We start from the raw sequence: 22,670 nt of genomic DNA, 5'->3' as shown, positions 1-22,670 counted from the left end.
ATGGCGATCAAGGGCAACCTGAAGGAGGCCAGCCTTCCCGACGTTCTGCAGCTGCTGGCCATGGGGCAGAAGACCGGCTGCCTGGCGCTGACGGACCGCAGCAACTTCGGCTACGTGTTCTTCGAGCGCGGCCGCATCACCTACGCCTCCATCGTCAACCGGCGCGACCGGCTGGGCGACCTGCTGGTGAAGAACGGGCTGCTGAACCCGGTAGACCTGGCCGCCGCCATCGAGGAGCAGCCCCGCCATCCCGGCGTGCGCCTGGGCGAGCTGCTCATCCGCCGCGGCGCCATCACCCGCGACCAGCTGGAGCAGTACATCCGCATCCAGATCGAGGAGGCCGTCTACTTCCTCTTCACCTGGACGCAGGGAACGTTCAGCTTCGAGCCCGAGCAGCGCCCGGAAGAGGGCGCCATGCTGGTGTCCATCAACCCCGAGAACCTGCTGCTGGAGGGCGCCCGCCGGATCGACGAGTGGAGCCTGATCGAAAAGAAGATCCCCTCGCTGGACCTGGTGTTCGAGATCGACCGCAGCAAGCCCCTGGCGTCGCTGGAGCTTTCCGACGACCAGCGGAAGATCCTGCCGCTGATCGATGGCCGGCGCAGCGTGCAGGAATTGATCGAGGAGTCGGGGATGGTGGAGTTCGACGTGGGCAAGGCGCTGTTCGGCTACATCCAGGCCGGCATCGCGCACCCCGTCGGGCGGCGGCAGGCGCAGGTGAAGGAGGTTCCGCAGGCGCGCATCGACGAGCACCGCAACCTGGGCGTGGCCTTCTACCGCACGGCCATGTACGACGAGGCCACGCGCGAATTCCGCCGCGTGGCCGAGCTTCAGCCCCGCAACGTGGACGCGCGCTTTCACCTGGCGCTGATCGGCCTGCGCAAGGGCGACGACCGCTTCGCGCTTCGCTATCTCCGCGAGGTCGTGGAGATCGGCGGGCCGCGCGCCACGGTGTTCCACTCCATGTCGCTGGCGCTGGAGCGGCTGGGTCGCGTGGCCGACGCGCGCCTCGCGGCCGACGAGGCGCTGAAGCTGGCGCCCAAACGGCCGCAGGTGCTGCTTTCGCGCGCCGTGCTGCTGCTGAAGGCGGGCGAGGCGCACGAGGCGGCGGAGGCGTTCCGCGAGTACCGCCGGGTGATGGAGGGCAAGCGCGTGCCCCCCGCGTACTACGCCTTCGCCGTGCTGGCCGAGGCCGCCGCCGGGGCCCCCGACGCGGCCATCCGCCTGGGCGAGGAGGCCATCGCGCAGCATCCCCACGCCGCGCCGGTGTACCTGCACCTGGGCAGCGTGTACGAGCGCAAGGGAAACTGGGAAAAGGCCGAGGCCATGTACCGCCGCGCGGCAGACGAAGACCGAGAGCTGCCGCAGGCGCACAAGGCGCTGGGCGACGCCCTGTACCGCCGCGGGGCGTACGACGACGCGGCCGAGTGCTACGGGCGGGCCGCGCGGCTGAACCCGCGCCTGGGCGACGACGTGTACTTTCGCATGGGCAACATCCACTACAAGCGGATGGAGCGGCAGCAGGCGGTGGAGCTGTGGCGCAAGGCGCTGGAGATCAATCCCCAGAACTCCGTCGTGCGCACCAACCTGGAGCTGGTGGAGAGCGTGCTGCGATGAGGCCGCCCAGTGGTCCCCCCGCCTTCCCCGGCTTCACCCTTCCCCTGGAGGGTGACGACGAGGGATTGGAGAAGCTGAAGCGGAAGATCGAATCCGATCGCGGCTTCAACTGCCAGTTCTACAAGGAAAAGTGCCTGCGCCGCCGCATCGCCGTGCGCATGCGCGCCCGCGGGCAGATGTCGTTTGCCGACTACTCGGCGCTGCTGGACCGCGAGCCGGCGGAGTACGACCACCTGCTCGACACGCTGACCATCAACGTCACCAAGTTCTTCCGCAACCTGGAAACGTGGAACGCGCTGGAGCAGCACGTGCTTCCCGAGCTGTTCACCGGGCGCGCGCCGGTGAAGGTGTGGAGCGCCGGCAGCGCCAGCGGCGAAGAGGCGTACACCTGCTCCATGCTGTTCCGCGACTGGCTGGCGCGGAACGGGCGTAGCCACGAGGCAGGGCGCATCCAGATCACCGGTACCGACATCGACCGGCGCAGCCTGGAGGCGGCGCGGCGGGGCGAGTACCCGGACCTGTCGATGGCCGAGACCCCGCCCGACGCGCAGGCGCGCTGGTTCACCGGCGGGCCGCCCTGGGCGGTGAAGCCCGAGGTGAAGGAGGGCGTGGCCTTCGAGCACCGTGACCTGATCTCCGGCGAGCCGCTGGCGGGGCAGAACCTGATCTTTTGCCGGAACGTGGTGATCTACTTCGACCGAGAGATCCAGGAGCGGCTGTTCCGGCGCTTTCACGACGCGCTGGCGCCGGGCGGGTACCTGGTGATGGGCAAGGTGGAAACGCTGATCGGCGAGGCGCGGCTGCTGTTCAAGCCCATCAACAACCGCGAGCGCATCTTCCGCAGGCCTCCCGTATGAACGGCCGCGCCAGCGCCACCACCTACGTGAAGGTGGCCCAGCACGCCGTCGGCGGGCCCGAGGACCTGCTGGTGACCCTTGGCCTGGGCTCGTGCGTGGCCATTCTCCTTCACGACCCCGACGCCCGCGTGGGAGGGATGGCGCACGTCCTTCTGCCGGAGCCGGCGCTTTCGCGCGACCGCAGCAACGAGAGCAAGTTCGCCACGACCGCGGTGCCGCTCCTCGTGCGCGAGATGGCCCGGCGCGGCGCCCGGCCGGGGCGGCTGCAGGCGCGGCTGGTGGGGGGCGCGGCCATGTTCCAGACGCTGATGGTGCCGGGCACGCTGAACATGGGCGAGCGCAACGTGCGCGCGGCGCGCGAGGCGCTGGAGCGCGCGGGAATCCCCGTGCTCAGCGAGAACGTGGGCGGCGACTACGGGCGGTCGGTGCGCTTCGCCGTGGGGCAGGGGCGCACTACCGTGAGCTCGGTGGGAAAGCCCGATGTCGTTCTCTGAGCGGCGCCCGCAGACCGTGCTGGTGGTGGACGACAGCGCCTTCATGCGGCGCGTCATCACCGACATCCTTTCGCGCACCGACGAGTTTCGCGTCGTGGGCACCGCGCGCGACGGGCACGACGCCCTGCGCAAGGTGCACCAGCTGGACCCAGACCTGGTGACCATGGACGTGGAGATGCCCGGGCTCGACGGGCTTTCCGCGCTGGGGTACATCATGAGCGAAACGCCCCGCCCCGTGGTGATGCTTTCGGCGTACACCACCGAGCGGGGCGAGGCCACGATGCGCGCACTGGACTACGGCGCGGTGGATTTCGTCGCCAAGCCGTCGGGCACCATCTCGCTGAACCTGGACACCGTCGCCGACCGGCTGCTGGACGCCCTGCGCGCCGCCGCCGCCGCCAACCTGTCCGTGCTCCCGGTGCAGATGCGCCGGTCCGCCCTGCGCCCGGCCCCGGCCGCCGCGCCGGGCCGCGGTTCGCTGTCGATGCCCGTGGCGCCGCCGGTCGCGCCTTCCGTCGACGTCGCGCCGCCCGCGCCCGCGCCTCCTCGCTTCCCGGCGGCGCACGAGACGGCGGCGGACCTGGCCGTGGTGGTGGCCGCGTCGACGGGCGGGCCGCGGGCCCTGACGGAGCTGATCCCCCGTCTGCGCGCGCCGCTGGGGGCCGCCGTGCTGGTGGTGCAGCACATGCCGCCGCGCTTCACCCGCTCGCTGGCGGAACGGATCGACGGGATGTCGGAGCTGGCCGTGAGCGAGGCGGTGGACGGCGAGCCGGTGCTGGCGGACCACGTGTACTTTGCGCCTGGCGACTTTCACATGCGCGTGGTGCGCGAGGGCGGGCAGGCGCGGCTGGCGCTGGACCAGGAGCCCTCGCTGTGGGGGGTGCGCCCCGCCGCGGACTACCTGTTCCGCACCGCGGCGGAGGTGTTCGGCGCGCGGACCGTGGGCGTGGTGCTGACCGGGATGGGCAAGGACGGCGCGGAGGGGCTGCGCGAGATCGTGCAGGCGGGCGGGTCGGGGATCGCCCAGGACCGCGCCAGTTCCGTGATTTACGGGATGCCCGCCGCGGCGGCGAAGAGCGCCGGCAGCATCATGCCGCTGGACCAGATCCACACGGGGATCGAGCGCGAGGTGGACCTGCGCCCGCGGCAGACGATCGTCGTTCGGGAGGACGCGTGATCGCCCCCGCGCAGGAGCTGGGTTTCCGCGCTCTCCTGGCTCGGGGCGAGGGGGCGCAGGTGGTGGCGTTCCGTATGGGCGGCGAGCTTCACGGCTGCGACATCCGGCTGGTGGAGGAGGTGGTGACCAGGCAGCGCATCCATCCCCTTCCCGACGTGCCGCCGCACCTGCTGGGCATGATCCTGCTGCGCGGGGAGATGGTGCCCGTGGTGGACGTCTCCGCCGCGCTGGGGCTGTCGCTTTCGCCCGGCGGGGCGCGGCCCATCCTGGTCACCGGCGTGGGCGGCGCGCGGGTGGGCGTGGCGGCCGACGCGGTGCACGAGGTGATGGAGGTGCCGGCCGAGGCGCTTCGCCCCGCGCCGCACGCGGCGGGCGACCGCGATGCGTACGTGGTGGGCGTGGCCCGGCTGGCGCCCGGGCTCGTGACGTTGATCGACCTCGCGGAGCTGCTTCGTGAGCGGACCACCCTGGACACCCGGACAGCATGAGGAACGTTCGTCAGGCGGCGGTGCCGCAGGTGCAGCTGGTCACCTTCAGCGTGGGCGGCGAGGAGTTCGGGCTGGACGTGTTCTCGGTGCACGAGATCCTGCGCCACCAGGAGGTGACGCCCGTTCCCCGCGCCCCGGCGTTCGTGGAGGGGGTGCTCGACGTGCGCGGTACGGTCGTCCCCGTGGTGGACCTGCGCCGCCGCTTCGAAGTGGCCGAGATCGGCTACGACGACGAGACGCGCATCGTGCTGGTGGAGTTCGCCGGCGAGCGGCTGGGGCTGGTGGTGGACAGTGTGACGGAGGTGCTGCGCGCGCCGGAAACCTGCATCTCCGCGCCCCCGGCGTACATCAAGGGCCTTTCCGCCGAGTTCATCCGCGGCATCGTGCGGCACAATGGGCGGCTGATCATCCTGATGGACCTGGACCGCATCCTGAGCAGCGAAGAGCGCATCGCCCTGGAAAGCGCGGACCTGGAGGGCGCGAACGTGCAGGCGGCGGAAGGGGTGGTGGAGGGGGCATGACCTCGCGGGAGCTGCTGGACGCGTTTCTGGCCCGCTATGGGCGGATCGAGGGCGAGCTGGAAGCCGCCAGCGCCGCGGACCGCGAGCGCCTGCGCGGTGAGATCGTGGCGCTGTTCCGCGAAACGGAAACGGCGCTGGAGGAGCTGGCCGCCTTCAAGGAGCGCATCCGGGCGCTGGTCGAGCGCTACAAGTCTCTCCCCCCGCCTCCCGCGCCGGCGCAGCAGCACACCATCGTTTCCGACCACATCGGCAGCAGCACGTACATCGAGCGCGGGTGGACGGCCATCGCCTCGGGCGATGCGAAGCGCGCGGTGAAGGAGCTGGAGCGCGCGCTGGAGCTGGCGCCCAACGATCCCCACGCCGAAAGCCTGCTGGGGTGGGCGCAGATGCTTCGCGAACAGTACGACGACGCGCTGATGACCTACCACAAGGTGCTGATGAAGGACCCCAACAACCCGCTGGCGCGGGTGAACCTGGGGTACATCTGCCTGAAGAAGGGAATTTTCGGCGAGGCCATCGAGCACCTGAGCAAGGCCATCCGGCAGGACGCCGACCGCAAGAGCAGCCTGTACGCGCACTTCTACATGGGGCTGGTGTACCTTGAGCGCGAGATGTACGACGACGCGCGCGGCTTCTTCCGGCAGACGCTGGAGCTGGGGCCCAACATGCTGGAGGCGTGGTGGGAGATCGGGCGGGCGTACTACCGGGAGGGGAACAAGGCCGCGGCGGCCGACGCGTGGCGCACGGGCCACCAGACCAACCGCTTCAACCTGTGGGGCGAGCGCTGCGGCAAGGCGCTGGCCCAGCTGGAGTCCGGCAAGCCGGTAGAGGCCGCCGGCTGATCCGCCTGGCGCTCGCGTTTCTCCTCCTGCTCACCGGCGCGTCCCCCGCGCTCGCGCAGTCCCCCCCTGACACGCTCCGCTCCGGCACGCTGCGGGTGATCCACGCGCCCCGGCACGCCGCCCTGGCCCGCGAGGTGATGGCCCAGGCCGTGGCGCCCATGCCGCTCCCGGGCTTCCGCCGCGGCGCCGCCCCCGAGTCCACTACGATCGTCCTGGCCACCAGCCCGCGCGCCTTTTCGGCGGCGACGGGCGGGCGTACCCCCGAGTGGGCGGGCGGCGTGGCCATGCCGTACGAGCGGACTATCGTCATCCCCGCCTATCCCGTTCCCGGCGTGGACCGCCGCCAGGCCGACGCCACGCTGCGCCACGAGATCGTTCACCTGGTCCTTCACGAACGCCTGCCGGGGACCATCCCGCGCTGGTTCGACGAGGGGTACGCCGAGGTGGCGTCGGGCAGCTGGAACGCCGACGAGGCGTGGGCGCTGCGGGTGGCGTTCATGCTGGGGCGGGCGCCGCCGCTGGATTCGCTGGAGCTGGCCTGGCCGGCGGGCGAGGGGCAGGCGCGGCTGGCGTACCTGCTGAGCGCCACGATGGTGGACCATCTGCGCCGCCGCGCGGGGGAGCGCGGCTTTCAGCTGCTGCTGCACAACTGGCGGCGGCTGGGCACGCTGGACGCCGCCATCCGCGAAACCTTCGCGATGACGCCGGGGCAGCTGGAGGACGAGTGGAAGAAGGCGGTGCGCTCGCGCTACGGATGGATGCAGATGGGGGCCAACGTGGGCGCCGTGTGGGGTGTGGCGCTCCTGCTCGCCCTGGTCGCCTGGATCCCGCGGCGCCGCCGCAACCGCGCGCGCGTGGCGGAGATGGAGCGCGAGTACCACATGCTCCCCCCGCCGCGCGAGGACGGCGTGAACGTGGAGTATCCCCTGGCCGAGGAGGACGAGGACTGAGGCATCGTTTTACGCCACGTCGCGTGTCCACACTGTACCCTTGCGCTTCTTCCACTGCATGGCGATATTGGTCCAGAGCGTTTCTTTTGACGTGGAGGAGGCCTTGAAAAGATCAGCACGGAAGAATGCGAGGCTCTCGCGTGCACGAGGTCCGGCGCACCTCGGCAAGACGAAGGCACATGGCTGCCCGGCCGCCGCGGAGCCTCAGGAAGAGGTTTTTCGCGAAATGTTGCTGGCCGGCTTCGACGCCATCCGTGGCATGGAGATCGACGACGTGTATCCCGCCAACCAGACGGACGTGGATGAAGTATATCGTTGATACGCAGATGCTGGTGCGGGCGACGCGCTCCAAAGAAGAGGCCGAGAGATACGCAACGTTTCTCTCGGCCTTCTCGTCGTCCGTGTACCTGTGCTCCGTGGTCGCCCAGGAACTGCTGGCCGGCAGCCGCGACACGGAAGCTCGTCGCCTGGAAGCCTTCATCGCGCGGTTCGAAAAGCTGCGTAGAACCGCCACGCCTACCCATGCCAGTTGGAGACGCGCGGGAGAAATCCTCTGCCGGCTACGCAGAGCGGGGTTCACGATCACGCCTTCACTGACCATCGACGTACTGATTGCCTGCACCGCCACGCAAATTGGTGCGGAAGTCATTCACGACAACGCGCGGGATTATCGCGCGATCCAGGCGAGGCTCTCGTTCCGGCACCGGACGGATTACCCGCCAGTAGCGCCGTGAGGCAACCTGAACTGGCTTCTGCGGCATCTCATCGGGCGACACGACGTTGCCGCGGACGCTCCGGGGTTGACGCTTTCGCCCCGCAGCCCTAAACTTTTCGCATGTCGAGACCTACACCTTCCAAGCCGCGGACCGTCGCTTCGTCCGCCATCGCGCCGGTTGCCGACGCCGAGAGCACGCTCCGCTTCGGGCCGCTGAACGGGGCACTGCTGGGTATCGGCCTGGCGAGCATCGTGTACGGGTTCATGTTGCTGGCCGGCGGCAGCACCGTGGGCGCGCCGCTGCTGCTGGTGCTGGGCTTCGCCGTCCTGGTGCCGCTCGGCATCATCCTGTAGTCCACGACCGAACGGGCGCTTAGCTCAGCTGGTTAGAGCACCGGTTTTACACACCGGGGGTCGGGGGTTCGAATCCCTCAGCGCCCATTCCTCAAGATCGCCGCCCCGATGCCCTGCCCGGCGTCGGGGTTTCGATTTGGGCCTCCTTCGTTCTATTCGATCAGCATGGCCGCATACGGCCTTTGGGCAGGGCCAATCGATGAGCCGGATGAGCATGGAGAACTTCGACGACCGTGTGATCGCCGAGCGCGAGCTGGAAAGGGCCGGAGAGAATCCGGGGCGGGTCGTGGTGCGGATGGGGATGCCGGTCCGAGTTGCGGATGGCGAATGGGGCTGCCCGTTCCAGATCCGGGGAGCCGGCGACGAGCGGGTCCGGACCGCCTACGGGTTGGATGGAGTTCAGGCGCTGCAGCTTTGCATGGAGATGATCCGGGCCGATCTCGGAGCACTGCAGCCCTCCCATCGGCTGACCTGGCTTGGCGAGGACGATCTGGGCTTCTAGCCAGGCGTAGTTGACGGAGCAGAACGGGCCAGGCGAATCGCCGGCCCGTTCATGCATTCCGTAGATCACGACGCCGAAAACGAGCGCAGCGATCCCGGCATTCCATTCCGCCTCACCACCGCGTATCTTATGCGCGGCTCCTTTCCAGCACACCTCTCTGATGATCGCCCGGCACCACCTGCGGGGCACGCCGCTTCCATGACCGATCCCGGCTGTTCAGCGCGCGCCGGGCAGGCCCCCGGGAGCGACCCCTTCCTGTCGTTCCTTGGCGCCCACCCGCTGCCGGCGCCGGTGCACGATTCCGCGTCGCTCCACGTTCTGGCGGCGAACCCGGCGGCACTGCATCTTACGGATACGAATTCGGCCGTTTTGTGCATCTCACGCTCGCCGAGCTGGACACCGCCCCCACCCCCGCGGACCATGGCACACGCACCCACCGGCACGCGGACGGCTCGGCGATACGGGTGGAGCTCGCCTCCGGCGCGGTGCGGTACGCCGGCCGCGACGCGCGCCTGGTGACCGCGCGCGAGGTGCCGGGCGACCCGCTCGGCGAGCTGGGCGACCGGCGCTTTCGCCAGGCGCTGGAGCACGCCCCCATCGGCATGGCGCTGGTGGCGCCCGACGGGCGGTGGACGATGGTGAACCGCGCGCTCTGCCGTATCACCGGGTACTCCGAAGAAGAGCTGCTGGGGCCGGCCTTCCACGGCGTCACCCGTCCCGGCGACCTGGGCGCCGACCTGGCCCAGGTGCAGGCGCTGCTGGCGGGCGAGGGCGACAGCTACGAGATGGAAAAGCGCTACGTGCGGCGCGACGGGCAGGCGGTGTGGGTGCTGCTGACCGTGGCCGTGGTGCGCGACGACGCCGGCCAGCCGGTGCAGTTCATCGCCCAGATGCAGGACATCACCGAGCAGCGCGACGCCCGCGTGGCCCTGCGAAGGAGCGAGGCGCGCTTCCGCTCGCTGATCGAGAACGCCACCGACGTCATTACCGTGCTCGACGCAGACGGACGCATCCGCTTCGAGAGCCCGTCGGTGACGCGCATCCTGGGCTACGAGCCCGACGAGCTGCTGGGCCGGCCGGTGACGGACTTCATCCACCCCGACGACCGCGCGCACGTGCTGGAAGCGCTGGCCGCCCGCGTCCGCGACCCCGGCGTGGTGCAGTCGGTGGAGCTGCGCTTCCGCCACCGCCACGGCGGCTGGCGCATCCTGGCCGCACGGGGCGCCAACCGGCTGGACGACCCCGCCGTGCGCGGAATCGTCATCAACTCGCGCGACGTCACCGAGCGCCGCCACGCCGAAGCGGAGCTGCGCCGCACGGCCGAGCACCTGCGGGAGCTGGTGGCCGCGCAGCAGGAGTTCGCCACCGCCGGGCTGAACCTGGAGCCGCTGATGGTGAGCATCGCCGCGCGTGCCTGCACGCTGACGGGGGCGGACGGTGGGGTGGTGGAGCTGCAGGAGGGCGACGAGATGGTGTACCGCGCCGCGTCCGGGTCCATGCAGCCGCACCTGGGGCTGCGGCTGCCGATGGAGGGCAGCCTGTCGGGGCTGAGCGTGCGCACGGGCCAGGTGCTGCGCTGCGACGATTCGGAAACGGACCCGCGCGTGGCCCTTGCCGCCACGCGGCGGGTGGGCGTCCGGTCCATGCTGGTGGTTCCGCTGGTGGCCGAGGGGCGGCGGCTGGGGGTGCTGAAGGTGGTGTCGTCGCGGCCCCACGCGTTCGGCGAGGGCGAGGGGAACACCCTGTCGCTGCTGGCGGGGGTGATGTCGGCGGCCATGCGAGACGCGCTGGCGTACGAGACGGAGCAGCGCCTGCTGACCACCAGCCGCGAGGCCGAGGACAAGCTGCAGGCCTACGCCCGCGAGCTGCAGCGCAGCAACCGCGAGCTGCAGGACTTTGCCTACGTGGCCTCGCACGACCTGCAGGAGCCGCTGCGCAAGATCCAGGCGTTCGGCGACCGGCTGGCCACGCGCGCGGGTGCCGCGCTCGACGAGCAGGGGCGCGACTACCTGGCACGCATGCGGAGCGCCGCCGCGCGGATGCAGGGGCTGATCCAGGACCTGCTGGCGTATTCGCGGGTGGGCACCCGGCCGCAGCCGTTCGTGCGCGTGAACCTGTACCCGCTGGCGCACGAGGCGGTGAGCGACCTGCAGGTGCGCATCGCCGCCACGGGCGGCCGCGTCTACGTCGGTCCGCTGCCCACGGTGGAGGCGGACCTGACGCAGATGAGGCAGCTGCTGCTGAACCTGGTGGGCAACGCGGTGAAGTTCCATCGGCCCGGCGTGCCCCCGGTGGTGCGGGTGAAGGGGCGGCTGCTCCCGGCCGACGAGGCGCCGGCGCGGCCGGATGTCCTTTCCTGGGCCGAGGTGACGGTGGCCGACGAGGGGATCGGGTTCGACGAAAAGTACCTGGACCGCATCTTTTCGCCCTTTCAGCGCCTTCACGGGCGCGGCGAGTATGAGGGCACGGGAATGGGGTTGGCCATCTGCCGGCGCATCGCCGAGCGGCACGGCGGCACCCTTACGGCCCAGAGCCAGCCGGGGCGCGGCTCCGCGTTCATCATCCGCATTCCCGCCCTTCGGGCGGCGCAGCAGGAGGCCTGACTCCATGACGCCCGACCCCATGACCCCTGTGCAGGGGAGCCGCGTGTTGATCCTGATGGCCGACGACGACGCCGACGACCGGCTGCTGGCCTCCGACGCCCTGGCCGAGGCGCGGCTGAACAACGAGCTGCGCTTCGTGGAAGACGGCGAGGAGCTGATGGACTACCTGAACCGGCGCGGCCGGTGGTCGGCCCCGGGCGCCGCCCCCCGCCCGGGGCTGATCCTGCTCGACCTGAACATGCCCCGAAAGGACGGCCGCGAGGCGCTGCGCGAGATCAAGGCCCATCCCGAGCTGCGCCGCATTCCCGTGGTGGTGCTCACCACCTCCCGCGCGGAAGAGGACGTGCTGCGCAGCTACGACCTGGGCGCCAGCTCGTTCATCTCCAAGCCCGTGACCTTCGGCGGGCTGGTGAGCGCCATGAAGGCGCTGGGGCGCTACTACATCGAGATCGTGGAGCTGCCCCCCGCGGCCGGGGAGGGGGAATGAGCCCCGAGACACTGCGCGTGCTGCTGGTGGAGGACGACGAGGACGACTTCGTCCTGACCCGCGCCCTGCTTTCGGAGGCGCGGGGGGTGAAGTTCCAGCTGCAGTGGGCGCCCACGGTGGAAGACGGGCTCGCCGCCCTGCGCGACGGGGCGTTCGACGCCGTGCTGCTGGACTTTTACCTGGGCGGGGCCAGCGGGCTGGACTTCCTGGACCGCCTGACGAGCCGCGCGGCCACCCCGCCGGTGCTGCTGCTGACCGGCGTGGGCGACGACGGGGTAGACATGGCCGCCATGCGCGCCGGCGCGGCCGACTTCCTGGTGAAGAGCGAGATCACCCCGCTGCTGCTGGAGCGGGCCGTGCGCTACGCCGTGCAGCAGCACCGCTCCGAGCAGGCGCTGCGCGAAAGCGAGGAGCGCTTCCGGCAGCTGGCCGAAAACATCGGCGCGGTGTTCTGGCTGTACGACCTGGCCCAGGAGCGCACCGTGTACGTGAGCCCCGCGTACGAGCGCATCTGGGCCCGCACCATCGACGAGCTGTACGCCGACTCCGGCGTGTGGCTGCGGTCCCTGCACCCCGACGACACCCAGGCCCTGGCGGGCGTCATGGGCACGGTGGAGCCGTACGAGGTGGAGTACCGCATCGTCCGCCCCGATGGCGATTTCCGCTGGATCCGCGACCGGGGCTTTCCCATCCGTGACGCGCACGGCGCCGCCTTCCGCACGGCCGGCATCGCCGAAGACATCACCGAGCGGCGCGCGGCCCAGGACACGCTGGCCAGCCGCGAGGCGTACTTCCGCGCGCTGATGGAGAATGCACAGGACCTGGTGGTGAGCCTGGACCTGGAGGGCAAGGTGCGCGACCACAGCCCCTCGGTGGAGCGGCTGCTGGGCTACACCTACGACGAGCTGCACGAGCGCAACATTTTCGAGCTCATCCACCCCGAAGACGTGGGCGAGGTGCTGAACGCGTTCATGTCCATCCTGGGCCAGCCGGGCGCCTCGGTCACGCGCGAGTACCGCATCCGGATGGCGGATGGCGGGTGGCGCATCCTGGAAAGCACGGGCTACAACCTGGTCGAGCACCCGGCCGTCCGCGCCGTGGTGGTGAACTCGCACGACGTCACCGACCGGCGCCAGGCGGAGGAAGAGCTGCGCGCGAGCGAGGAGCAGCTTCGCCAGTCGCAGAAGCTGGAGGCGGTGGGGCGCCTGGCCGGCGGCATCGCCCACGACTTCAACAACCTGCTGACGGCCATCCAGGGCAACGCCGAGATGCTGCTGATGGAGGCGCCGGAAACGGGGCCGCTGCGCGAAGACCTGATGGAGATCAAGCGCGCCTCCATCCGCGCCGCGGGGCTCACGCGGCAGCTGCTGGCGTTCAGCCGCAAGCAGATGCTGGCGCCCAAGGTGCTGGACCTGAACGCCAGCGTGCGGGAGATGGAGCGCATGCTGGCCCGGCTGCTGGGAGAGGACGTCGCCCTCGTCACCCGGCTGGGCGCCCACGCGTCGCGGGTGAGGGCAGACCCCGGCCAGCTGGAGCAGGTGATCATGAACCTGGCGGTGAACGGGCGCGACGCCCTGCCGCGCGGGGGCTCGCTGGTGATCGAGACCGCCGACACGCGGCTGACCGAAGAAGACTCGCGCCGCTACCCGTACTCCGTGGTCCCCGGCCCGTACGTGCAGCTGACGGTGTCGGACGAGGGGGTGGGGATGGAGCCGGAGGTGCTGGCCCGCGTCTTCGAGCCGTTCTTCACCACCAAGGAGCCGGGGCACGGCACGGGGCTGGGGCTTTCGACGGTGTACGGCATCGTCAAGCAGAGCGGCGGGTACGTGTGGGTAGAAAGCGAGCCCGGCCGCGGCACCACCTTCCGGGTGTTCCTGCCCGCGGTCAATGCCGAGCCCGACCGCCTGGAGCCGGTGCTGCACGCGCTGGACGACGGCGGCCCGCGATCGGCCACCATCCTGCTGGTGGAAGACGAGGACGCGGTGCGCACGCTGGCCCGCAAGATCCTGGAGCGCAAAGGGTACCTGGTGCTCGACGCGCGCTGCCGCGCCGACGCGCGACACGCGTTCGAGCAGGCGGGCGGCCGCATCGACCTGCTGCTGACCGACGTGGTGATGCCCGAGGGAAGCGGCCGCGAGCTGGCTGAGGAGCTGCTGGCCGTTTCGCCGGGGCTGCGGGTGGTGTTCATGTCGGGCTACACCGACGACGCCCTGATCCGCCATGGCGTGCTGGAAAGCCGCTTCCGGCTGATCCAGAAGCCGTTCACCCCCGACGCGCTGTGGACCGCGGTGAGTGAGGCGCTGGAGAAGGGAAGTGCGTGAGTGCGTGAGTGCGGAAGTGCGTTAGTGAATCCCTTCCGCACTAACGCACTCACGCACTGTCTTTCTGCACTGTCTTTTCTGCAGTCCGTTTGTCGTTTTGACCGACGTAAACTGGTACGCGCGTTGCCTTTGCACGGGGCGGCCGCGCGGGCGGGGTGCCTGCGCGACGTGCGTGAACCAACCGTCGGCCCGCTGGGGCTACACAAACCGGAGGAACGACAGATGACGATGTATTCCACCACTCGCTTCAACGACCCGCTCGACCAGCTGTTCACCAACTTCATGGGCGGGCGGCAGGGCAACGGCGCCACCCTGATGCGCGCGCCCGAGACGGACGTCGTCGAGACCGAGCGCGAGATCCGCGTGGTCACCGAGATGCCGGGCCTCAAGCGCAACGCCATCGAGATCGACGTCGAGAACAACGTCCTCACCATCCGCGGCGAAAAGCGCGAGGAGCGCACCGAGGGCGAGAAGGGCCGGTTCCACCTGGCCGAGCGCCGCTACGGCACCTTCACCCGCTCGTTCGTGCTGCCGCGCGACGTCGACAGCGAGGCCATCCAGGCCACCTTCGAGGACGGCGTGCTCACCGTCGTCGTCCCCAAGAGCGAAAAGGCCCGCCGCCGCAAGATCCAGATCGGCGGCGAGGGCGGCCAGCAGCAGATCGGCGTGGAGACGGGCGAGCACGAGTCGCAGGCCGCCTGATCTCCGCCAGGCGCCAGGGGAATTTCTCCTGACAGCCGGATAGACGAGGCCCGCCGTGGACGGTTCCACGGCGGGCCTTCGTGCGTCCGGCGCGAGGGGTCAGCTCTTCGCTTGCGGCTCCACGCGCGGCACGGTGCGCAGGTACATCCACATGGCGCGCATCTCGTCGTCCGTCATCCTGCCGACCGCCTTCCACGGCATCTGGGGGTCGATGGCGGAGCCGTCCGGGCGCTTGCCCTCGCGCATCGCCCTGAACCAGTCGGCCTCGCTCCACGCGGCGATCGGCCCGCCGGGGGTGATATTCGGCGCTGGCAGGCCGTGGCCGGGGCCCCCACCCAGGCTGGGTGTGTGGCACCCCACGCACCCGCCCACGCTCACCAGGTACTGCCCGTACTCGCGCGTAACGCCCTGCGGCGGAACCCGGCGGGTACGGGGCGCGTGGTCGATGATCTCGGCGGGCAGGGGAAGCTGGCGCGTGGCGAGCAGCACATGCCCCAGCGGACCCACCCTGGACGGGGCGAGCTCCCGGTCCACGGGCGGAACCGTACGGAGGTAGGCGATGACCGCGGCGACGTCCTCGTCGCTCAGGTGCTGGAATTCGTCCGACGGCATGATGAGCAGGGCGCGCTTGTCGGAGCGCACGCCGTGGCGGATGGCTGCCTCGAGCTGCGCGTCGGTGTAGCGGGGCAGCACGCCGCCCTTGCCCGCGGTAAGGTTTGGGGCGATCAGCACGGCCATGGGCATGCCGTCGATGAATACCGTTCCACCGAGGTCCTGGCCATGGCACTCGGTGCACTTGGAAACGGCGGTGGCCACGTGCTTGCCCCGCGCCACCTGCGCCGGGTCGCGCGTGATGTTCAGCGACGCTGCCGCGACGTCCCACTGCTGGTTGAGCCGCTTCTTGCTGGCGCCGTACGCCACGGCCAACGCCACCAGCAGCAGGACCACAAGCCCGCCAAGGCCCATGCCCAAACGCTTCATCCACTTCTTCATCGAGCGGTTTCCTCCGGAGGGTCCTGCGGGGTGGGATGCCGGATGGCCGGCGGGGGAGCGGGGGGCGGGCGCGGGGGACTGCTACGCCGGCGAAGTGCAGAAGGGTAATCGCGTGTTCCGCCCCGGTCAAGGAAAATCTGACGGGCGATCCCGTACGAACATTGGACAGAGCGGGCGCCCCGGCGGGCTCTTTCCGAACGTTCGCCGCTTTGGCGCACTACTTCGACAGACGGACGGCGCTGCGCGACAAAGATACGCGCGCTCACCCAGGTCCGCGTCACGCGTCCTCAGACGCACACAACCTTCGTGCGCCGCGGTGGGGTGAAGGTAAACACGTCGTCTGGAATGCCGACGTCGAAGCGTACCTCGCCCGCGGCAAAGCTCCCTGCTTCCTCGCCATCGACGATTCCGGCCACCCGGAGCAGGACATCATGCCGCCCGTCGACCAGCACCTCGTACTCATCAACGCCGTCCCAGAGCCCCGGTCCGGAACCGTCCGTCCGTGCCGCTCGTAACCGCACCGCTTCCCGTCCCACATACACCTGCTTCCCCACGACGGAGAGCTCCCAGTTACCGGCCAGGAATGATCGCGCGACCAGAGGAACGAGTTCCATCCGGTTCTCCAGGGTCGGCAATTCGTATCGGATCCGCGGCTGGACCAGGGATCTCAGCCGCGGCCACTGCCTTCCGGGGCGTTGATTCGTGTACAGGGTATGCAACGCGGAGACGTACGAGGCCGACAGGGTGTCGCAAACGATGCTGATCATGCGGCCACCGTTTTCCCACACGATGTCGTCGCGCCAGCAGGACGGCTTTCGCCACCAGATCAGCCACTCGTGCCGGAACCGCTGGCTCACTTCGGCTGCAGCCGCGACCCCATCCGGCACGATGGCAGCCATCGTTCCTGACGCGACCAGGTCTGCCATTTCGGGGTTGGCCCGCTGGAACGCGCGCGCGAGGAGAACCGGGTCGTATTCCACATGGCAGTGCATGGAAAGCGTGCTGAATCCTGTGCCTGCCGGCCGGAGCCAATCCCGTGGGTTGTGCTGCATTTCCGCCTCGAAGCTGGTCGGAGTGGGCGTTGCCGTACCCGCGGGCCGGTAACAGGAGAAAGAGGATTCATCCGGTGTTCGCTCGCACGTACTCCGCGCTCTCACCCACGGATGAGTCAGTCGGTTCTTGCTCTTCAGGCGCCGGGCCTTCCCACTCGCCGCCCCCGATATTGCCTCCCCCCGCAGGGTTCGCCGATTTCCGATTGCAGCTCGTAGGGCTGGCACTCCGACACTGTGGTTACGTAGCCGTCGTACTCCACCGCGGGTGACGTTGTGAACGGATCCGCGGTGGTGGCAACCGGCCCTGTCACGGACGTGCGCCGGCCTTGGCGCGGCGCGGCTGGAGTTGCACGGCCGTTCGCGAAATGTTCGTTGAACCACGGGGCGGTAGCGGGAGTCGCGGGAATCTGACACGCTACGCGCCCCTTCGGTTGCGGCTACTCCGTGATCTCACCTCATTGTCACTCTCGCCCCGGCCGGTACCGCCGCACCGTCGCGCGTTCCACGTCCGCCTCGGTGAAGGCGACCGGCTTCATGCGGTTGGTGGCGAACATGGCGGCCTGGTCGCCGTGGTGCGGCGAGCCGGGCCGGCTGCTCTCGCCGTATGCCAGTACGCTGTAGGCGCGCACCGGAGTGGTGAACTCTACCGCGAGCACCCACCCATCGCCCCCGACGACGGTACGCGTTCCATCCGGTTCCTCGCGAAAGTTCAGCACGCGGAAGCAGCCCAGGAACCCGCTGCACCCGCCCACGGGCACGTCCACCGAGCCGTGGCGCACGCGGTGGACGGTGCCCCACGCCACGTCCGCGCTGCCATACTTCCGCTGCACCTCGGCGACGGCCCAGGCGAACGCTTCGGCCGCGCGCCGCGGGTCTCCCAGGCCGCGGGGGGTGTCCAGGGGCTCGGCGGCGGTCCACGCCCGGGCGAAGAGCGCCGCGGCGGGGACGGGAAAGCCCACCGAGGCGGCGCTGGGCGGGGCCTGCGGGCCCGTCCGCACGTATCGCCACCACCACGTTTCGAAGAGCACGCCGCCGCGGCTTTCCGCCGCCGCCGTGTTGTCCCAGCGCTCCAGCACGGCGGCGGCCTGGGCGACCTCCGGCGTGGGCTGGGCGGCGCGCACGGCCCGCAGCAGGTCGTCCTTCACGCGGTCGGCAAGGATCATCCGCATGCTGTGCTTGGCGGCCACCACGTCTTCCAGTGAAAATTTCCGGTCGTTGTGAAGCAGCTCCAGCGAGTGCTGGCTGCGCAGCCGCAGCTCCGCGCCGCCGGGAAAGTAGGCGGGATAGTCCTCGCGCCGCAGGGGCTGGTGCAGGTTGGTGAGGTACGGTGGATCGTTCTCGTTGCGCACGTATCCGCCGCGCGGATTGAGCACCTGCGGAAGCGAGTCGAAGGCGACCACGCGCGTCCACACGTCCGTGCTCCGCGTGGCGGGAATCGCGGTCGTGTCGCCGCCGGAAGGATGCGGCAGGGCCGGGTGGGTGGCGTTCCACACGTAGTAGATGTTCCCGTCGCGGTCCGCGTATGTGAGGTTGGAGGTCACCCGCGCCCGCATGCGCACGGCGTTCGTCCACTCGGTGCGGTTGCGGGCCCGCATCATCTTCAGGAACTGCTCGCCGCCCCGGAACTCGTCCTCGCCCGCGGCCCGCACCACGTAGATCTTTCCGCCGCCGCGATGGATGACGGGCCCCAGCGGCGTCGTCCAGCTTTCGCGCGTCACCGTGCCCACCCCCGGGCCGTTGGCGAACTCCACCGTTTCCGTCTCGCGCCGCAGGGGGACGGAGCCGCCGTCGAAGAGGTAGTGGTCGGGACGGGTGGGATCCACCTCCAGCGCGTAGATCTCTTCCAGGTCCGGCGCGTTGTTGGTGGTCGCCCAGCCCAGGTACGGGTTGAAGCCGCCAACCAGCACGATGGGCCCGCCCAGCCGGAAGTCGCCGTAGAAATCCAGCTGCCCGGGCACCGTCACGTGCGCCTCGTAGTAGCCGGCGGACCACGCCAGGTGCGGATTGCGCAGCAGGATGGCGCGCCCGGACCGGGTGCGGCTGGGCGCCAGCGCCCATGCGTTGGAGCCGTCCTCCGCGCCCGGGGCCTGCGGATCGCCCTCCGCCCCCGGCTGCGCGGCCCCGCCCCGCGGCGTCTCGCCGCGGACGCGGTTCAGGAAGCGCCGGACGTCGGGGCCGCCCCCGCCCATCCCCTGCGCGTGCACGTCGTGGCCGCTGAACGTGGGCGTCACCCACGCAGGAAACTCGGAGCGGTGAAGCTCCACGTAGCGGTTCACCCCGGCGGCGAACCCGTCGTACATGTCGCGCGTGTCGGCATCCAGGAGGGGATAGGTCGCCACGGCCCGCCGGTGCACGGGGCGGAAATCGAAGTCCGATTCCAGGCTGTCGGCACCGTAGCGCAGCGCCAGCTCGCCCCGCGCCCGCACCAGGCCCTGCACGATGCGCATGCCGTGGTCTTCCAGCTGCACCCAGCCCAGCCCGAAGCCCGCCGCGCGGAAGTTCTCCGCCCGGATGTGCGGCACGCCGTACGCCGTGCGGCGGATCTCCACCTGGTCCGCCAGGCTCGCCTGCGCGGCCGCGGCGGGTGCGTACGCGGCGAGCGCGAAGGCGGCCAGCGCCCATCGCGGCGTGGAAAGCTTCATCGGTCGATCCTCGGGAGGGGTGGGGCTGTAGCGGCCGGAACGTGCATCTTGTGCATCGCCACGCGCTTCCGCAATGTCAGGTGTTTCCCGCCCGCGACCCGGACCCGTGCCGGGGGTTGATCCATCGTCGCTCTGCCCTTCTCCCTGGAACCACCCCATGCCCTTCGGCACGATCACCCGGCGGCTCCTGGCCGGCGCGGCGCTTCTCGCGGCCCTTCCGCTGCACGCGCAGACCCCGTACGACCTGATCATCCGCAACGGGCGGGTGCTGGACGGCACCGGCAACCCGTGGTACCGGGCGGACGTCGCCATCCGGGGCGACCGCATCGTGGCCGTCGGCGACCTTTCCGGACAGCGCGCGGCGCGGGAGATCGACGCATCGGGGCTGTACGTGGCCCCGGGCTTCATCGACGTGCACACCCACGCGGGCGAGGGGCTGGCGACGGCGGCGCTCAGCCACGGGCAGCCGCTGCTGGCGCAGGGGATCACCACGGTGCTGGTGAACCCCGACGGGGGCGGGGCGACGGACGTGGCCCGCCAGCGCGCGGAAATGCAGGCGCACGGCATCGGCGTGAACGTCGCGCAGATGGTGCCGCACGGCTCGGTGCGGTCGCGGGTGATGGGGATGGCCGACCGCGCGCCCACCCCCGCCGAGATGGACCAGATGCGCGCGCTGGTGCGGGCCGGGATGGAGGAGGGGGCGTTCGGCCTGTCGACGGGGCCCTGGTACGCGCCAGGGAGCTTCGCGAAGACGGAGGAGCTGATCGACCTGTCCCGGATCGTCTCCGGCTACGGGGGCGCCTATTCCAGCCACATCCGCGACGAGGCAGACTACAACGTGGGGCTGGTGGCGGCGGTGGACGAGGTGATCCGCATTGGGCGCGAGGCGCGGCTTCGCGTGGTGGCCACGCACCTCAAGGCGCTGGGGCCGCGGGTGTGGGGCTACTCCGGCGCGCTGGTCAGCCGCATCGACCGGGCGCGTGCCGAGGGGGTCGAGGTGTTCGCGGACCAGTACCCGTACACCGCGTCAGCCACCTCGCTGAGCGGCGCGCTGGTGCCGCGGTGGGCGCTGGCGGGCGGCGACACGGCCCTCCAGCGCCGCATCGGGGATCCCGCGGAGCGCGCCCGGCTGCGGGTGGAGGTGCTCGACAACCTGGACCGGCGCGGCGGGGCAGACCGCATCCAGTTCCGCCGCCACCGCGCGGACCCCACGATCGAGGGCAGGACGCTGCTGTGGGTGGCCCAGCGCGGGGGGGTGGAGCCGGTGGACGCGGTGCTGGAGCTGCTGCGCACCGGCAACCCGGGCGTCGTTTCGTTCAACATGCTCGACGCCGACGTGGACCTGCTGATGCGGCAGCCGTGGATGATGACCTCGTCCGACGGCGACCTGGTGCCGATGGGCGAGGGCGTTCCCCACCCGCGCTCGTACGGCACCTACCCGCGCAAGATCCGCGAGTACGTGGTGGAGCGCGGGGTGATGGACCTGGCCGCCGCCATCCGCAGCATGACGTCGCTTCCCGCCACGGTGTTCCGCATCCCCGGCCGCGGCACGCTGCGCGAAGGTGCGGCGGCCGACGTGGTGGTGTTCGACCTGGCCCGCGTGAACGATCCGGCGACGTTCAGCGATCCGCACAAGCTGGCGGAGGGGATGGTGCACGTGCTGGTGAACGGCCGGCCGGCGGTTGACCAGGGCCGCTTCTCATCCCAACTGCACGGGCGGGTGCTCTCGCTTCGCCTGCACCCTGGACGTGGCCACTGATCCAGCAGGAGTGGGGCGGCCGCGAGCTGCACGGGCGAATGAATTCGCTGCAACGACCACACGAAGTCCGCCTTCGCGGACTGGCTTGCTCGGGTGGCTGTTTGGGTATCGTGCGCGACCTTGCTTTGGCCGGTCGGTGCGTCTGGGGCTCAGGATGGATAGCGTCGCGCTTCGTCTGGATAAGACGCACCGAACTGGTGTGTACCCCCTCTCCCACGCTGTTTGTGGGAGAGGGTGGACGAGCCTAAGCGAGGACGGGTGAGGGCCCCACGGCAGCCGAGGCCTCGGGTTGGTGGCCGCCTGCGCCCGCACGGGAACCGAAAACCCAAATCGTTGTACCGGATGATGTTGCGCCGCGGCCCTCACGTACGGCCGCGGCTTCTGTTTGGGGATGCGATGATGACGACGACCAACAACGACTACCTGGTGCGCGCCACCGCGCTGAACGAGCGCGTGCGCGCCTTTGCGCTGAACGCCACCGGCGTGGTGAACGAGCTTCAGCGCCGCCACGACACCTATCCGGCCGTCACCGCCGCCCTCGGGCGCACGGCCATGGGCGCGCTGCTGCTTTCGGCGTCGGCGCTCAAGGAAGAGGAGCACGCCCTGACCGTGGACGTGCGCGGCAACGGGCCGGTGCGCCGCATCCTGGTGACGGCCAACGGCCGCGGCGAGGTGCGCGGGTTCGTCGGCAACCCGCATGCGCACGCCGATCACCACGCCAGCGGCAAGCTGAACGTGGCGGGCGTGGTGGGCACCGACGGCTACGTGTCGGTGACGCGCGACCTGGGAATGCGCGAAACCTACCAGGGGATGGTGGAGCTGCTTTCGGGCGAGATCGGCGAAGACCTGGCGTACTACATGTACAAGAGCGAGCAGACGCCGTCCGCCGTTGGCATCGGCGTGTTCGTGAACCCCGACCTGACGGTGGACGCGGCGGGCGGATACATGGTGCAGCTGCTTCCCGGCGTTTCGGACGAAGAGATCGTGGAGATCGAGCAGCGCGCGGCGGCGCTTCCCCATCCCACCACCATGATCCGCCAGGGCACCACCCCCGAGCAGATCCTGGACATGCTGTTTCCCGAGGGCTACACCTTCGGCGACCGCTATCCCATCTCGTTCAACTGCCCCTGCTCGCGGCAGCGGTTCGAGGGCGCCATCGTAAGCCTGGGCAGCGGCGAGATCCAGCGGATCATCGACGAAGAAGACCAGCCCTACACCGAGGTGGTGTGCCACTTCTGCAACGAGGCGTACCACTTTTCGCCGCACGAGATGCAGGGCATCCTCGATCGATCCCGCGACTGATTCGCTGGCTCCGTCAAACGGCGGTTTCACACAGAGGACGCAGAGAAAAGGGAGAGGACGCAGAGAACTGAACGTTGTTCTCTGCGTCCTCTCTTTCATCTCTGCGCCCTCTGCGTGAGGCTCTTGTCAGAATCTTCCCCACACGAAAGTCGGCTCCGCCATACTTCTGCCGATTGGAGAATCCGCAAAAGTATGGCGGGCGTTCCTCCGTGCGCTGACGGTCCGCAGATGGCTGCACTCGTAGGTTTCTCGGCGTTCACCCGCGGTGTGCGGGTCGCAAACCCGATCGAGA

General features: G+C 70.1%; 21 protein-coding genes and 1 tRNA gene. 19 read left to right on the top strand and 3 right to left on the bottom strand.

The genetic code is table 11. The annotated features are described in order from the left end of the window. The 17 genes from VF632_RS08030 to VF632_RS07950 all read left to right on the top strand — a co-directional run bounded on the left by VF632_RS08030 (nucleotide 1) and on the right by VF632_RS07950 (nucleotide 14,630). Complete coding sequence (locus tag VF632_RS08030; RefSeq protein ID WP_331022355.1) at nucleotides 1–1,617, top strand: DUF4388 domain-containing protein; 1,617 nt, start codon at nucleotides 1–3, stop codon at nucleotides 1,615–1,617. Beyond that, entirely contained in the window at nucleotides 1,614–2,474 is an 861-nt protein-coding gene (locus VF632_RS08025) for a protein-glutamate O-methyltransferase CheR (RefSeq protein WP_331022354.1), read from the top strand. Before VF632_RS08030 ends, VF632_RS08025 begins: the two co-directional genes overlap by 4 nt. After that, complete coding sequence (locus tag VF632_RS08020) at nucleotides 2,471–2,968, top strand: chemotaxis protein CheD (protein ID WP_331022353.1); 498 nt, start codon at nucleotides 2,471–2,473, stop codon at nucleotides 2,966–2,968. Before VF632_RS08025 ends, VF632_RS08020 begins: the two co-directional genes overlap by 4 nt. Continuing rightward, nucleotides 2,955–4,145, top strand: a complete 1,191-nt coding sequence (locus VF632_RS08015) for a chemotaxis response regulator protein-glutamate methylesterase (protein ID WP_331022352.1) — start codon at nucleotides 2,955–2,957, stop codon at nucleotides 4,143–4,145. The genes VF632_RS08020 and VF632_RS08015 overlap by 14 nt, the downstream gene beginning before the upstream one ends. Continuing rightward, nucleotides 4,142–4,633 carry a chemotaxis protein CheW gene (locus VF632_RS08010; RefSeq protein WP_331022351.1) on the top strand — a complete coding sequence of 164 codons (492 nt, stop codon included), beginning with the start codon at nucleotides 4,142–4,144 and terminating at the stop codon, nucleotides 4,631–4,633. Before VF632_RS08015 ends, VF632_RS08010 begins: the two co-directional genes overlap by 4 nt. Continuing rightward, nucleotides 4,630–5,154, top strand: a complete 525-nt coding sequence (locus tag VF632_RS08005; protein WP_331022350.1) for a chemotaxis protein CheW — start codon at nucleotides 4,630–4,632, stop codon at nucleotides 5,152–5,154. Before VF632_RS08010 ends, VF632_RS08005 begins: the two co-directional genes overlap by 4 nt. After that, a complete protein-coding gene (locus tag VF632_RS08000; protein WP_331022349.1) occupies nucleotides 5,151–5,996 on the top strand; it encodes a tetratricopeptide repeat protein in 846 nt (281 codons plus the stop codon). The genes VF632_RS08005 and VF632_RS08000 overlap by 4 nt, the downstream gene beginning before the upstream one ends. 95 nt (nucleotides 5,997–6,091) lie before the next feature. Next, nucleotides 6,092–6,946 carry a peptidase MA family metallohydrolase gene (locus tag VF632_RS07995; protein ID WP_331022348.1) on the top strand — a complete coding sequence of 285 codons (855 nt, stop codon included), beginning with the start codon at nucleotides 6,092–6,094 and terminating at the stop codon, nucleotides 6,944–6,946. A 40-nt stretch (nucleotides 6,947–6,986) separates the two neighbouring features. Continuing rightward, nucleotides 6,987–7,265: a hypothetical protein gene (locus tag VF632_RS07990; protein WP_331022347.1), complete on the top strand. Its 279-nt coding sequence runs from the start codon at nucleotides 6,987–6,989 to the stop codon at nucleotides 7,263–7,265. Then, the gene (locus tag VF632_RS07985) at nucleotides 7,249–7,680 is read left to right on the top strand and encodes a PIN domain-containing protein (RefSeq protein ID WP_331022346.1); all 432 of its coding nucleotides are present in this window, start codon (nucleotides 7,249–7,251) and stop codon (nucleotides 7,678–7,680) included. Before VF632_RS07990 ends, VF632_RS07985 begins: the two co-directional genes overlap by 17 nt. Before the next feature lie 101 nt (nucleotides 7,681–7,781). Then, nucleotides 7,782–8,015, top strand: a complete 234-nt coding sequence (locus tag VF632_RS07980; protein WP_331022345.1) for a hypothetical protein — start codon at nucleotides 7,782–7,784, stop codon at nucleotides 8,013–8,015. 13 nt (nucleotides 8,016–8,028) lie between these two features. After that, nucleotides 8,029–8,102, top strand: a tRNA-Val gene (locus VF632_RS07975). A gap of 121 nt (nucleotides 8,103–8,223) precedes the next feature. Next, on the top strand, nucleotides 8,224–8,517 hold the full coding sequence (locus VF632_RS07970) for a DUF6968 family protein (RefSeq protein ID WP_331022344.1): 294 nt from the start codon (nucleotides 8,224–8,226) through the stop codon (nucleotides 8,515–8,517). Between the two features lie 371 nt (nucleotides 8,518–8,888). Beyond that, a complete protein-coding gene (locus VF632_RS07965; protein WP_331022343.1) occupies nucleotides 8,889–11,120 on the top strand; it encodes a PAS domain S-box protein in 2,232 nt (743 codons plus the stop codon). 55 nt (nucleotides 11,121–11,175) lie between these two features. After that, nucleotides 11,176–11,607, top strand: a complete 432-nt coding sequence (locus tag VF632_RS07960; protein WP_349263983.1) for a response regulator — start codon at nucleotides 11,176–11,178, stop codon at nucleotides 11,605–11,607. Next, complete coding sequence (locus VF632_RS07955; RefSeq protein ID WP_331022341.1) at nucleotides 11,604–13,928, top strand: PAS domain S-box protein; 2,325 nt, start codon at nucleotides 11,604–11,606, stop codon at nucleotides 13,926–13,928. The genes VF632_RS07960 and VF632_RS07955 overlap by 4 nt, the downstream gene beginning before the upstream one ends. Nucleotides 13,929–14,150: 222 nt before the next feature. Then, nucleotides 14,151–14,630: an Hsp20/alpha crystallin family protein gene (locus tag VF632_RS07950; protein WP_331022340.1), complete on the top strand. Its 480-nt coding sequence runs from the start codon at nucleotides 14,151–14,153 to the stop codon at nucleotides 14,628–14,630. Nucleotides 14,631–14,729: 99 nt separating this feature from the next. On the opposite strand, the gene VF632_RS07945 is transcribed toward VF632_RS07950, so the two are convergent. From VF632_RS07945 to VF632_RS07935, 3 genes are all read right to left on the bottom strand, one after another. After that, complete coding sequence (locus VF632_RS07945) at nucleotides 14,730–15,623, bottom strand: cytochrome c (RefSeq protein WP_331022339.1); 894 nt, start codon at nucleotides 15,621–15,623, stop codon at nucleotides 14,730–14,732. A 287-nt stretch (nucleotides 15,624–15,910) separates the two neighbouring features. Further along, on the bottom strand, nucleotides 15,911–16,675 hold the full coding sequence (locus VF632_RS07940; RefSeq protein ID WP_331022338.1) for a hypothetical protein: 765 nt from the start codon (nucleotides 16,673–16,675) through the stop codon (nucleotides 15,911–15,913). Between the two features lie 461 nt (nucleotides 16,676–17,136). Then, nucleotides 17,137–19,317: a penicillin acylase family protein gene (locus VF632_RS07935; protein ID WP_331022337.1), complete on the bottom strand. Its 2,181-nt coding sequence runs from the start codon at nucleotides 19,315–19,317 to the stop codon at nucleotides 17,137–17,139. A 157-nt stretch (nucleotides 19,318–19,474) separates the two neighbouring features. On the opposite strand from VF632_RS07935, the gene VF632_RS07930 reads away from it, so the two are divergent. Then, complete coding sequence (locus tag VF632_RS07930; RefSeq protein WP_331022336.1) at nucleotides 19,475–21,076, top strand: D-aminoacylase; 1,602 nt, start codon at nucleotides 19,475–19,477, stop codon at nucleotides 21,074–21,076. Nucleotides 21,077–21,472: 396 nt separating this feature from the next. Continuing rightward, nucleotides 21,473–22,378 (top strand): Hsp33 family molecular chaperone HslO, encoded by a 906-nt coding sequence (gene hslO / locus VF632_RS07925; protein WP_331022335.1) that lies wholly within the window; start codon nucleotides 21,473–21,475, stop codon nucleotides 22,376–22,378. Nucleotides 22,379–22,670 lie beyond the last annotated feature (292 nt).

The sequence above is a fragment of the Longimicrobium sp. genome, assembly GCF_036388275.1.
GTDB lineage: Bacteria > Gemmatimonadota > Gemmatimonadetes > Longimicrobiales > Longimicrobiaceae > Longimicrobium.
This window is presented reverse-complemented; position numbering and strand designations above follow the sequence as displayed.